The 12,621-nt window shown below is 58.4% G+C and carries 13 protein-coding genes; 6 read left to right on the forward strand and 7 right to left on the reverse strand.

All coding sequences use genetic code 11. The features are described 5' to 3' along the window. Nucleotides 1–89 precede the first annotated feature (89 nt). From ACGJAX_RS07565 to secB, 3 genes are read left to right on the forward strand one after another with little or no spacing between them, the layout of a single operon-like run. A complete protein-coding gene (locus tag ACGJAX_RS07565; RefSeq protein WP_247256657.1) occupies nucleotides 90–503 on the forward strand; it encodes a rhodanese-like domain-containing protein in 414 nt (137 codons plus the stop codon). A gap of 1 nt (nucleotide 504) precedes the next feature. After that, on the forward strand, nucleotides 505–759 hold the full coding sequence (gene grxC, locus ACGJAX_RS07570) for a glutaredoxin 3 (RefSeq protein WP_008149430.1): 255 nt from the start codon (nucleotides 505–507) through the stop codon (nucleotides 757–759). 56 nt (nucleotides 760–815) lie between these two features. Beyond that, nucleotides 816–1,301 carry a protein-export chaperone SecB gene (gene secB, locus ACGJAX_RS07575; RefSeq protein ID WP_090328053.1) on the forward strand — a complete coding sequence of 162 codons (486 nt, stop codon included), beginning with the start codon at nucleotides 816–818 and terminating at the stop codon, nucleotides 1,299–1,301. Between the two features lie 108 nt (nucleotides 1,302–1,409). Here the strand turns inward: secB and ACGJAX_RS07580 are convergent, their stop codons facing one another. Next, nucleotides 1,410–1,865, reverse strand: a complete 456-nt coding sequence (locus ACGJAX_RS07580; protein ID WP_390958188.1) for a TrmH family RNA methyltransferase — start codon at nucleotides 1,863–1,865, stop codon at nucleotides 1,410–1,412. Here ACGJAX_RS07580 and ACGJAX_RS07585 point away from each other — a divergent pair. Continuing rightward, complete coding sequence (locus tag ACGJAX_RS07585) at nucleotides 1,864–2,304, forward strand: hypothetical protein (protein ID WP_390958190.1); 441 nt, start codon at nucleotides 1,864–1,866, stop codon at nucleotides 2,302–2,304. The two genes, ACGJAX_RS07580 and ACGJAX_RS07585, sit on opposite strands and share 2 nt — an antisense overlap. Before the next feature lie 521 nt (nucleotides 2,305–2,825). Here ACGJAX_RS07585 and ntrC read toward each other — a convergent pair. The 5 genes from ntrC to glnA form a co-directional block, all read right to left on the reverse strand. After that, on the reverse strand, nucleotides 2,826–4,262 hold the full coding sequence (ntrC, locus tag ACGJAX_RS07590; RefSeq protein WP_090328062.1) for a nitrogen regulation protein NR(I): 1,437 nt from the start codon (nucleotides 4,260–4,262) through the stop codon (nucleotides 2,826–2,828). Then, entirely contained in the window at nucleotides 4,259–5,344 is a 1,086-nt protein-coding gene (gene glnL / locus ACGJAX_RS07595) for a nitrogen regulation protein NR(II) (protein WP_090328065.1), read from the reverse strand. Before glnL ends, ntrC begins: the two co-directional genes overlap by 4 nt. Nucleotides 5,345–5,658: 314 nt before the next feature. Next, nucleotides 5,659–6,174, reverse strand: a complete 516-nt coding sequence (locus ACGJAX_RS07600) for a DUF4124 domain-containing protein (RefSeq protein WP_390958192.1) — start codon at nucleotides 6,172–6,174, stop codon at nucleotides 5,659–5,661. 25 nt (nucleotides 6,175–6,199) lie between these two features. Further along, nucleotides 6,200–6,619, reverse strand: a complete 420-nt coding sequence (locus tag ACGJAX_RS07605) for a cupin domain-containing protein (RefSeq protein WP_390958194.1) — start codon at nucleotides 6,617–6,619, stop codon at nucleotides 6,200–6,202. A 180-nt stretch (nucleotides 6,620–6,799) separates the two neighbouring features. Then, nucleotides 6,800–8,206, reverse strand: coding sequence for a type I glutamate--ammonia ligase (gene glnA, locus ACGJAX_RS07610; protein ID WP_056852215.1), 1,407 nt, complete (start codon nucleotides 8,204–8,206; stop codon nucleotides 6,800–6,802). Between the two features lie 328 nt (nucleotides 8,207–8,534). On the opposite strand from glnA, the gene thiI reads away from it, so the two are divergent. Continuing rightward, nucleotides 8,535–9,989, forward strand: a complete 1,455-nt coding sequence (gene thiI, locus ACGJAX_RS07615; protein WP_090328072.1) for a tRNA uracil 4-sulfurtransferase ThiI — start codon at nucleotides 8,535–8,537, stop codon at nucleotides 9,987–9,989. Between the two features lie 139 nt (nucleotides 9,990–10,128). Then, nucleotides 10,129–11,949 (forward strand): translational GTPase TypA, encoded by a 1,821-nt coding sequence (gene typA, locus ACGJAX_RS07620; protein ID WP_040063516.1) that lies wholly within the window; start codon nucleotides 10,129–10,131, stop codon nucleotides 11,947–11,949. A 187-nt stretch (nucleotides 11,950–12,136) separates the two neighbouring features. On the opposite strand, the gene ACGJAX_RS07625 is transcribed toward typA, so the two are convergent. Then, nucleotides 12,137–12,574, reverse strand: coding sequence for a YkgJ family cysteine cluster protein (locus ACGJAX_RS07625; RefSeq protein WP_390958197.1), 438 nt, complete (start codon nucleotides 12,572–12,574; stop codon nucleotides 12,137–12,139). Nucleotides 12,575–12,621: the final 47 nt, after the last annotated feature.

Raw genomic sequence — 12,621 nt, forward strand, 5'->3', positions numbered from 1 at the left:
TTCCTGCGGCGTCACCGCCGGACGGGGTTTGGCCCACCTTGGTGGCTGTGTATACTGGCCGACATTTTAACGCCCTGGAACCTCCTTCGATGGTTGCTCACCTGATTGAATTTGCCACTAACCACTACATTCTCGTCGGTATTTTCGTCGTACTGGCGGCCCTGCTGTTGGCCTATCAAATGCAAGGCGGCGGCCGTAGCCTGAGCACCGGCGAACTGACCGCACTGGTCAACAAAGACGCCGGCGTGGTGGTCGACATCCGTCCGAGCAAGGATTTCGCTGCGGGTCACATTGTTGGCGCGCTGAACATTCCCCAGGACAAACTGGCCGCCCGCATCGGCGAGCTGGAAAAACACAAGGCCAAGACCATCATTCTGGTCGATGCCCTGGGCCAGACCGCCGGCACTCACGCTCGCGAGCTGATGAAATCCGGCTTCACCGCTGCCAAATTGTCCGGTGGCGTTTCCAGCTGGAAAGCTGACAATCTGCCGCTGGTGAAGTGATATGAGCAACGTCGTCGTCTATTCCAGCGATTACTGCCCTTATTGCTCGCGAGCCAAGTACCTGCTCGAGAACAAAGGCGTGGCCTTCGAAGAGATCAAGGTCGATGGCAAGCCGCAGGTGCGTGCCGCAATGGCTCAGAAAGCCGGACGTACGTCCGTGCCGCAGATCTGGATCGGTAGCACCCACGTTGGCGGTTGTGATGATTTGTTCGCCCTGGAGCGCGCCGGCAAGCTCGATGCGATGCTCAAGGCCTGACTGCCGTATTCAAAACAAGCAAACCTAAAAGACCCATGGATCAAGAAGGATCTGCGATGACTGACCAACAGAACACTGCTGCGAACGAAGAAGAAACTGCACCGCAATTCTCCTTGCAGCGCATTTATGTGCGTGACCTGTCCTTCGAAGCCCCGAAAAGCCCGGCAATCTTCCGCCAGCAGTGGGAGCCGAGCGTCGGTCTGGATCTGAACACCCGTCAAAAGGCTCTGGAAAACGATTTCCATGAAGTCGTGCTGACCCTGTCGGTCACCGTGAAGAACGGTGACGAAGTGGCGTTCATCGCTGAAGTGCAACAGGCCGGGATCTTCCTGATCAAGAACCTGGACGACGCCTCGATGAGCCATACCCTCGGCGCGTTCTGCCCGAACATCCTGTTCCCGTACGCTCGCGAAACCCTGGACAGCCTGGTGACCCGTGGATCGTTCCCGGCGCTGATGCTGGCCCCGGTGAACTTCGACGCGCTGTACGCACAAGAACTGCATCGCATGCAGGCGGCTGGCGAGACTCCAACCGTTCAATAAGTTGCCTTGCTGAAAATCGCGGGCAAGCCCGCTCCCACAGGTTTTGCACAATCCTGTGGGAGCGGGCTTGCCCGCGATTGTTTCTGTCAGGCGAAAAAGATGCTCAGGTTACTTGAAGCCGTTCTGGCGCCACGCTTCGTACACGGCCACGGCCACGGTGTTGGACAGGTTCAGGCTACGACAGCCTTCGCGCATCGGCAGGCGCAGGCGTTGTTCGGCGGGCAGGGCGTCCAGTACTTCGACGGGCAAACCGCGGCTTTCCGGACCGAACAGGAACGCATCGCCCTCGACGAAACTGGCATCGTGGAATGGTCGCGAACCTTTGGTGGTGAACGCGAACACCCGTGGATGGCCGAGGCTTTCCAGGCAACTGGCCAGGTCAGGGTGGCGTTGCAGGGTGGCATACTCGTGATAGTCGAGGCCGGCCCGGCGCAGGCGCTTGTCGTCCATCTCGAAGCCCAGCGGTTCGATCAAATGCAGGTGGCAGCCGCTGTTGGCGCACAGCCTGATAACGTTGCCGGTATTCGGCGGAATTTCCGGTTGGAAGAGGATGACGTGAAACATGCACGGCTCCGAAGGTAAAGATGAGCGGCATTCTACGCCGCAAGCCGACCCTCGTTCGAAACTATTCCCGCGTGTGATGGCTTCGCTGGCAATTGTCGGGGTGATGGTTGGCATGATGATCGGTCGCCTGACCACGCCTGACCCCAGCGAATTGCAGCAGATCGAAGTGGTGGATAACGGGCTGGTGGTCTGGTTCAACAATGAACCCAAGACCCATGGCGAGATCGTCGATGGCAGTATCGCGTTGTTGTTCGAAGCCGAAGGCAAGGTGCAAAAGGGTCAGCTCAAGCTCAATGGCAAGGACGTGAACTGGCGAACGCGTTTGAGTGATGGGGGGTTGGTGCTGACGCTGGTGGCGGCCCGGCCCCTGCAGGGTGACTGGGCCGGTAGCGAGGTTGATGACCGCTGGCGGCTGGAGATCAATCTCCGAGAGCAATAAAAGAGGGAATCCCCGGCCTGCCTGTACCAAGGTTCCCGAAACGGGAGGATTCGCGCATTGCGACGTGAATCCGGTGTAAAGAGGGAATCCCCGGCCTGCCTGTACCAAGGACCCCAAAACGGCGGCTCGTCGCTAGTGCGGTGTGAGCCCGGTGTAAAGAGGGGAATCCCCGGCCTGCCTGTACCAAGGTCCCCAAAACTGGGTAGTGAACTGAATCACTGAATGGACTATTGCAGGGGGCGTGCCAGGTTTTAACAAAATGAAACAGATATCCGTCGGATAGCGCTAGAAGCCCCGTATTTCGGGGCTTTCGTGTTTTTTCGATAGGGGTTCGATTGCGAAAACAGGCGGGATTTCAGATCAGTTGCCGTGCGCGATTGCGGGTCACGGTGCATTGCGGCGGTGCACACTCGTCCTAAAAGCATCGCGGGCAAGCCCGCTCCGACAGGATCTGCGCAAACCCTGCGGGAGCGGGCTTGCCCGCGATTGGATCTGACGATCAGCGAAGAGCTAAAGGCTGTTTAGCCCTCATCCCCCTCATCATCATCCCCGCCATCGACCTTCATCCCCAGCTCCTTGATCTTGCGAGTCAGGGTATTGCGACCCCAGCCCAACAAAACGGCGGCATCGCGACGACGGCCGGCGGTGTGCTTGAGGGCGGTCTCGATCATGATCCGTTCGAACGCCGGCACCGCGCTGTCAAGCAGGCTCGACTGGCCACGTGCCAGCGCCTGATCAGCCCATTGGCGCAACGCCTGCTCCCAATTGGTCACCGGTGCCGAATCCTGAGGCAGGCTCAGCAGTTCCGGCGGCAAGTCGCCGATGTGCACTTCGCGGCCGGAAGCCATGACGGTGATCCAGCGGCAAGTGTTCTCCAGCTGACGCACGTTGCCCGGCCATGGCAGGTTTTTCAGGTATTCCTCGGTTTCGTTTTTCAGCAGCTTCGGCTCGACGGCCAGCTCCTGTGCTGCACGGCTGAGGAAATGCTTGGCCAGGGTCGGGATGTCTTCGCGACGATCCGACAGGCGTGGAATGTGAATGCGGATCACATTGAGGCGGTGGAACAAGTCCTCACGGAATTTCCCGGCGTGCACCAGGGTTTCCAAATTCTGGTGTGTTGCGGCGATGATTCGCACATCGACCTTCACCGGCACGTGGCCACCGACGCGATAGAACTCGCCATCGGCCAGTACCCGCAGGAGACGGGTCTGGGTGTCCGCCGGCATATCGCCGATCTCGTCGAGGAACAGCGTGCCGCCGTCCGCTTGCTCGAAGCGTCCGCGCCGCAGGTTGGCCGCGCCGGTGAAGGCGCCTTTCTCGTGGCCGAACAGCTCGGATTCCATCAGGTCTTTGGGGATCGCCGCCATGTTCAGCGCAATGAACGGCGACGCCGCGCGCGGGCTGTGCCGATGCAGGGCGTGGGCCACCAGTTCTTTACCGGTACCCGATTCGCCATTGATCAGCACGGTGATGTTGGAGTGGCTCAAGCGCCCGATGGCGCGAAACACTTCCTGCATCGCCGGCGCTTCGCCAATGATTTCCGGGGTGCGGGTCAGGGTCGGGGCGACTTCGAAACCTTGCTGTTCCTGGGCGTGCTGGTTGGCGCGCTTGACCAGGGACACCGCCTCGTCGACATCGAACGGCTTGGGCAGGTATTCGAATGCACCGCCCTGATAAGACGCGACAGCGCTGTCCAGATCGGAATGCGCCGTCATGATGATCACTGGCAGCCGTGGGTGCTGTTCGCGAATCCGTGCCAGAAGGTCCAGGCCACTGGCGCCCGGCATGCGGATGTCGGAGATGATCACATCCGGCTGCTGGCGAGCCAGGCGGCTCATCACGCCATCGGCGCTGTCGAAGCTTTGCGTGGTCATGCCTTCTTGCTGCAAGGCTTTTTCCAGGACCCAACGGATAGAACGGTCGTCATCGACGATCCACACGGTTTCACTACGGCTCATGTCGATGTGGCTCCTTGTTCCAGTGGCAGAAAGATCGAGAAAGTGGTGTGGCCTGGGTGGCTGTCACACTCGATCAGGCCCTGGTGCTGGCTGATGATGTTCTGGGTGATGGCCAGGCCCAGCCCGGTACCGTCCGGACGGCCGCTGACCATGGGAAAGAAAATGGTTTCCTGTAGTTCCGCAGGAATGCCCGGACCGTTGTCGATGATTTCGATCTTGGTCACCAGGCGATGGCGCACATGGCCGATGGTGAATTGGCGCATGGCGCGGGTGCGCAGGGTGATGCGGCCCAGGCGCAGCTCGTTCTGGCTGCTGATGGCTTGCATTGCATTGCGCACGATGTTCAGCACGGCCTGAATCATTTGTTCGCGGTCGATCAGGACGTCTGGAATGCTTGGGTCGTAGTCGCGCACCAAAGTGATGCAGCCCTGGCTTTCGGCCTCGACCAGATGGCAGACACGTTCCAGCACTTCATGGACGTTGCACATGGCCAGCGACGGCAGCTTGTTGGAGCCGAGCATGCGGTCCACGAGGTTACGCAGGCGGTCGGCTTCTTCAATGATCACGTTGGTGTAGTCGCGCAGGCTTTCTTCCGGCAGCTCGCGAGCCAGCAATTGAGCGGCACCGCGAATCCCGCCCAGCGGATTCTTGATTTCGTGGGCCAGGCCACGCACCAGCATTTTGCTGGTTTCCTGTTTCGACAGCTGCGCTTCTTCCTTGGTGATCCGCAGCAAGCGATCACGGGGATGGACTTCGAGCAGCAGCAGGGTATCGCCGTTGCTCAGGATCGGCGTGACCGCGTAATCGACCGTCAGGGTCTGGCCGGTGAGGGCGGTGAGCATCGCTTCGCGCTTGGTGAACGGATGCGCCTGCTGCACCGCCTGGCGCAAGGAGTTCAGGGCCTCGGTGGACTCGGTGAACAGCTCGCTGATGAACTGCCCATGGCTGCGCTGGCCACTGATGGCCAGGAGCATTTCCGCGGCCGGGTTCATGTACTCAAGGCGCAATTCGGCATCGAGCAGGATGGTCGCGGTGGTCAGGTTGTCGAGTAGCAAGCGGTGTAGTGCGTCACTGATGGTCATTCAGGACCTCTTTTGGCGCATGAATAAAAAGCTGATGCGAGGAAACTGCAAAAACCAAACCAAGGCTCCGAAAAGAAGCGCCGAACCCCTGAAACAGGCGTTTGACGCTCGATTGCGTGGCGTTCTGCCAGCTTTCGCGGGTACTTTCGAACCAAAATGGGTTGGATTTCAACGTGAGTGCAACCATTCGCACCAATATAGTGCGCAAAGCTGAACGAGGTTAAAAAGCTTTAGGGGGCGCTTCTCGGTGACGTCTAGTCCGCTGAAGACCCGATAACGGGAGCGTGAGCCGGCAAGCGATCAGCATCAGGCCTTCAACGCTTGTGCACCCGTTGCACGGTGAATGTCACGGTCGGGCTTTGCTGCACGACCTCATCGCCGTCGATCACTTGTACGGCGATACGATGCTGGCCGCGATCAATGTTCACCAGTTGCAGGACCGGTACGTTGCCTGGTTGGCCGTACGGTTGATCGTCCAGCCATAGTCTGAGCTGATGCGCTCCCTGCAGGCGTGGCTTGATCAGCACGTTGACGGTGAAGGTGCCGTCGTTGGCGCGCAGGGCTTCGGTGGTGGGAAGGCCGGTGATTTTCAGTGCTTCATAAGTGGTGCGAGGTTGTTCGGGGCTGCTGGCTTTGGCAGGCGGTTGTGGTTCTCCCGACAGCTGGCTTTCGGCACGGTTGAGCGGTGGCAGCTCGACCGGATGAGCTTCAATGCCATCAGGTGGCTGGTTGCTGTATCCGGTGTTGCCATCGGCATCGACGTATCTGTAAATCTGAGCCATCACGGGAAAAGCCAACGACAGCAGCAAAAGCATGAAAAACGGCCGCATTCAGACTCCCGGTGGGCAGCGAGGATTACTCCGACAATGGAATACCTTGGCTGCCAGCATAGAACACAATAAGTTCTACCGGCTTGTCACCGGTTATTCCACGATGTGTGATGTTGACCATTTCAGCCAGCGCGTCGCCCTGTTTGAAGTGCTGGATCTGGCCATTGTCCTTGCTCTCGATCGTCAATTCGCCTGCGAGAATGTAAGCCGCGTTGGGGATCGGATGGGTATGCCAGTCGAGTGCGGTGTTGGCCGGTATCTTGAGTTTGAGCAATGACAGTTCAGGCGCGGAATCGGGGTAGCGAATGTAAGGCGTGTTGTCCCAGGAGGTGCTGGTTTGCAGCAGGATATTACGTTCGACACCGGCCGGAGTTGATGCGGGGCTGCAGCCCTGCAACGCTATGGTCAACGTGGCGATCAGGGGTGTGAACAGGCAGGTCTTCATTTTTCCATCCATTGAGTTCAGCAAGTCGATACAGGCTACGAGCAACTCGAATGGATTGATGCCGGACGATGCTGTGAATGTCCGAGGAGAATGAGAAAACAGTTGTCGGAAACTGCCCACAAAAAAGGCCTTCCGAAGAAGGCCTCTTTTTGTCACGCCGCTTGCGCAGGCGCTACCGGATTAGCAGCTGTAGTACAGCTCGTATTCCAGTGGGTGTACGAAGGTACGAACCTTGATTTCTTCTTCGCTTTTCAGGGCGATGTAAGCGTCGATGAAGTCGTCGCTGAAAACGCCGCCTTTGGTCAGGAACGCACGACCTTTGTCCAGCTCTTCCAGGGCTTCTTTCAGGCTGCCGCAAACTTGTGGGATCTCTTTCGCCTCTTCAGGCGGCAGGTCGTACAGGTTTTTGTCAGCTGCATCGCCAGGGTGGATCTTGTTCTGGATGCCGTCCAGGCCAGCCATCAGCAGTGCGGCGAAAGCCAGGTACGGGTTGGCAGCCGGATCCGGGAAGCGCGCTTCGATACGGCGGGCTTTCGGGCTCGACACGTAAGGAATACGGATCGAAGCGGAACGGTTGCGAGCCGAGTAGGCCAGCATTACTGGAGCTTCGAAACCTGGCACCAGACGCTTGTAGGAGTTGGTGGCCGGGTTGGTGAAGCCGTTCAGGGCCTTACCGTGCTTGATGATGCCGCCGATGAAGTACAGGGCGGTATCGGACAGGCCGGCATAGCCTTCGCCTGCGAAGGTGTTCTTGCCATCTTTCCAGATGGACATGTGTACGTGCATACCCGAGCCATTGTCGCCGTACAGAGGCTTGGGCATGAAGGTAGCGGTACGGCCGTAGGCATCGGCAACGTTGTGCACGACGTACTTCAGGGTTTGGGTTTCGTCGGCTTTCTTCACCAGGGTGTTGAACTTGACGCCGATTTCGTTCTGGCCGGCAGTTGCCACTTCGTGGTGGTGAACTTCGACGGTCAGGCCCATTTCTTCCAGTGCGTTGCACATGGAGGTACGGATTTCGTGGTCGTGGTCAAACGGTGGAACCGGGAAGTAGCCGCCTTTGACGCCTGGACGGTGGCCCTTGTTGCCGCCTTCGATGTCCTGGTCGGACATCCAGGAACCTTGTTCGGAGTAGATCTTGAACATGGAACCGGAGATGTCGGACTTGAACTTGACCTGGTCGAAGATGAAGAACTCTGGCTCCGGACCGGCGAATACGGTGTCACCGATACCGGTGGCTTTCAGGTGCTCTTCGGCGCGCTTGGCGATCGCACGTGGGTCGCGATCGTAGCCTTGCATGCTCGAAGGTTCGATGATGTCGCAGACCAGGATCAGGGTCGGCTCTTCGGTGAACGGGTCGAGAACGGCGGTGGAATCGTCCGGCATCAGGATCATGTCGGAGGCTTCGATGCCTTTCCAGCCAGAGATGGAAGAACCGTCGAACATCTTGCCGACTTCGAAGAAGTCTTCATCCAGCGCGTCGCGAGCCGGCATGGTCACGTGGTGCTGAGTGCCTTTGGTGTCCGTGAACCGCAGATCAATCCACTTGACGTCATGATCTTTGATGAGTTGAACCGACTTCGACATAGTGTCCTCCGGGTGGCTTAGGGCTGGTAGTGGATGCCCTTAAATGTTTGTGATGCCGGCGCGAATACTCTGCCAAGGCAACCTGCCTCACAAGGGAGCAAATTGCATGCCAGTGCCCCAGCATGGGTTTTTTGCCCCAATTTCGCGCTTATAGAGGCGCAGGGCCTATAAAAGCTTGAATTCACGCCCCTTAATGTGGCGTCGAAGTCGCAAAGTGACCTGTTTTGGTGCGCGCAAAACCTTCTGCACATTAACTGGTTAAACCTTGAGCAATTTCCGCTATAATCCGCGCCCCCCTTTTTCGGCTGGCCCAGCGCGCGCTGTTTTCATGAAACTAATCGTAAAAGTCTTTCCCGAGATCACCATCAAGAGCCGCCCGGTACGGATGCGTTTCATCCGCCAATTGGCCAAGAACATCCGTGCCGTGCTCCGCGATCTGGACCCGGCCGTGGTGGTGAACGGTGTGTGGGACAACCTCGAGCTGGAAACCCGTGTCAGCGACCCCAGGGTCCTGAAGGAGATGGGCGAGCGCCTGAGCTGCATGCCGGGCATCGCGCACTTCCTGCAGATTGACGAGTACCCGCTGGGTGATTTCGACGACATCGTCGAAAAGTGCAAGCAGCACTACGGAGATGCACTGGCCGGGAAGATCTTCTCGGTGCGTTGCAAGCGCGCCGGCAAGCATCCGTTCAGCTCGATCGACATCGAAAAATATGTCGGCAGCCAGTTGCGCCGTCAGTGCGGTGCCGCCGGGATCGACCTGAAAAAGCCGGAAATCGAAGTCCGCATCGAAGTTCGCGACCAACGGTTGTTCGTGATCCACAGCCAGCACAATGGCATCGGCGGTTATCCGCTGGGCGCACTGGAGCAGACGCTGGTCCTGATGTCCGGCGGTTTCGACTCCACGGTCGCTGCCTACCAGATCATGCGCCGTGGCCTGATGGCCCATTTCTGCTTCTTCAACCTTGGCGGCAGGGCCCATGAACTGGGCGTTATGGAAGTCGCGCATTTCATCTGGAAGAAGTACGGCAGCTCCCAACGCGTGTTATTTGTCAGTGTGCCGTTCGAGGAAGTGCTCGGAGAAATTCTCGGCAAAGTCGATAACAGTCATATGGGCGTAGTATTGAAGCGTATGATGTTGCGCGCTGCGTCCCGAATCGCCGATCGCCTGCACATTGATGCGCTGGTCACCGGTGAGGCGATTTCCCAGGTTTCGAGCCAGACACTGCCGAACCTGTCCGTGATCGACTGCGTGACCGACAAGCTGGTGCTGCGCCCGCTGATCGCCAGCCACAAGCAGGACATCATCGACCTGGCCAACGAAATCGGCACCGCCGACTTCGCCCGGCACATGCCGGAGTACTGCGGGGTCATTTCGGTGAACCCCAAGACGGCGGCCAAGCGTCATCGCGTGGAGCACGAAGAGAAAGAATTCGACATGGCGGTCCTTGAGCGTGCGCTCGAGAACGCCAAGCTGGTGCCGATCGATCGCGTGATCGATGAATTGGGCCAGGACATACAGATTGAAGAAGTCAGCGAAGCGCTGGCCGGTCAGATCGTGATCGACATCCGCCACCCGGATGCGGCCGAGGATGACCCGCTGGAACTCGCTGGTATCGAGGTACAAACGATGCCGTTTTATGCTCTGAACGCTCGTTTCAAGGAACTGGACCCTACTCGCCAGTACCTGTTGTATTGCGACAAAGGCGTGATGAGTCGCCTGCATGCCCACCATTTGCTCAGTGAGGGGCATGCCAATGTGCGCGTTTATCGACCGAGCTAAGTGCCCGGGGCTGTTTGCCTGTGGCTTGCGTCACCGGCCCCCCGACGCCGCCGTCAAGCTGTAACGGCTTTCACGGACGCTACTGTTAATCGCTGCCACGACCTGTCAGCACACCGAATCCTCTGATCGAGATACACAAGTGATCGAAAATCTACGCAACATCGCCATCATCGCCCACGTTGACCATGGTAAAACCACCCTGGTAGACAAACTCCTGCGTCAATCCGGCACCCTGGAGCGCAACGAGCTCAACGACGAGCGCGTGATGGACTCCAACGACCAGGAAAAAGAGCGCGGTATTACCATTCTGGCGAAAAACACCGCCATCAACTGGAACGGCTACCACATCAACATCGTGGACACCCCGGGCCACGCCGACTTCGGCGGCGAAGTTGAACGCGTAATGTCGATGGTCGACTCCGTTCTGCTGCTGGTTGACGCTCAAGACGGCCCTATGCCGCAAACCCGTTTCGTGACCAAGAAGGCTTTCGAAGCCGGCCTGCGTCCAATCGTGTGCATCAACAAGGTTGACCGTCCAGGCGCGCGTCCGGACTGGGTTCTGGACCAGATCTTCGACCTGTTCGACAACCTGGGTGCCACCGAAGAACAGCTGGACTTCAAAGTCGTCTACGCCTCGGCCCTGAACGGTATTGCCGGTCTGGACCACAACGAAATGGCCGACGACATGACCCCGCTGTACCAGTCGATCGTCGACAACGTACCTGCGCCGGCCGTTGACCGTGACGGTCCGTTCCAGATGCAAATCTCCGCACTGGACTACAACAGCTTCCTGGGTGTTATCGGTGTTGGCCGTATCGCTCGTGGTCGCGTCAAGCCGAACACTCCGGTCGTGGCGATCAGCGCCGACGGCAAGAAACGTAACGGTCGTATCCTGAAGCTGATGGGTCACCACGGTCTGCACCGTGTCGACGTTGAAGAAGCAGCTGCCGGCGACATCGTGTGCATCAGCGGTATGGACGAGTTGTTCATCTCCGACACACTGTGCCAGCTCGACACCCCGGAAGCGATGAAGCCTCTGACCGTTGACGAGCCAACCGTTTCCATGACCTTCCAGGTAAACGACTCGCCTTTCTGCGGTAAAGAAGGCAAGTTCGTGACTTCCCGTAACATCAAGGAACGTCTGGACAAAGAGCTGCTGTACAACGTTGCACTGCGCGTTGAAGAAGGCGACTCGGCTGACAAGTTCAAGGTGTCCGGCCGTGGTGAGCTGCACCTCTCGGTACTGATCGAAACCATGCGTCGCGAAGGCTTCGAAATGGCTGTAGGTCGTCCGGAAGTGATCATCCGTCTGGTTGACGGCGTGAAGCACGAACCGTATGAAAACGTGACCATCGACCTGCCGGAAGAATCCCAAGGCAAGGTGATGGAAGAGATGGGCCTGCGTAAGGGCGACCTGACCAACATGGTGCCGGATGGCAAGGGCCGTGTACGTCTGGAATACAACATCCCTGCTCGTGGTCTGATCGGTTTCCGTAACCAGTTCCTGACCCTGACCAACGGTGCTGGCATCCTGACTTCGATCTTCGACCGTTACGACGTGATGAAGTCCGGCGACATGTCCGGCCGTCAGAACGGCGTTCTGGTTTCGGTTGAAACCGGCAAGGCGCTGACCTACTCCCTGGAAACCCTGCAGGCGCGTGGCAAGCTGTTCGTTGAACACGGTCAGGAAATCTACAACGGTCAGATCGTTGGTCTGAACAGCCGTGACAACGACCTGGGCGTTAACCCTACCAAGGGCAAGAAGCTCGACAACATGCGTGCTTCGGGTAAAGACGAAACCATCGCTCTGGTTCCACCTGTTCGCTTCACCCTGGAACAGGCTCTGGAATTCATCCAGGACGACGAGCTGTGTGAAGTGACGCCTAAGTCCATCCGTCTTCGCAAGAAGATCCTGGACGAAAGCGAGCGTACCCGCGCTGCCAAGAAAGCCAAGGCGTAACATTTAGCCTGGCTCAACGAAAACGCCCCCGGTCGAAAGGCCGGGGGCGTTTTTGTTTGTCTGCGGTTTGTCTGGAGCTTGTGCAGTGTTGGTGCCGCCCTCTTCGCTGGCAAGCCGACAACAATCATTGTGGGAGCTGGCTTGCCAGCGAGGTCGGCCGATCAGCCACCGCCAATGTCAGGCGCAATCAGAACCGCTCGATATTCCGCGAATTCCGCTCGCGCTCCACTTCCTTGGGGTTGTACGCGCAATACCCGGGCCGCGGGCCGATTTTCGGGTGATTACGGCAGGTGTCCGGGCGCTTTTCATAAATAGTGCACAGACGGCTCTTACGATCCAGGTACAGGCAATCGTTGTTGCTCATGCGCTGAAGGGTGAAAATCTCGGACTTCTGGTTGTAGCGCTCGACGATCCCTTCCTTCTGCAGGCGCTTGGCGATGTTCTTCGGCGGGTCGCCGCGCTCGAACTCGTCGACGATGCCGATACGGATCAGATCCTTGATCTTGACCTCGACAGGCAGCGTGCAGCAGCTGGATATGCAGGAACCGCACATCGGAGCAGAGTACTTGGCCCAGGTATCGAGTCGGTCGATCTCCGCGGCGGCGATCAGGTTCGGCTTCATCATTGGTTGTTACCAGCATGCATCAGGGCGCGCGATCATACCGGGACTGG

This window comes from Pseudomonas moorei (assembly GCF_042846945.1).
GTDB lineage: Bacteria > Pseudomonadota > Gammaproteobacteria > Pseudomonadales > Pseudomonadaceae > Aquipseudomonas > Aquipseudomonas moorei.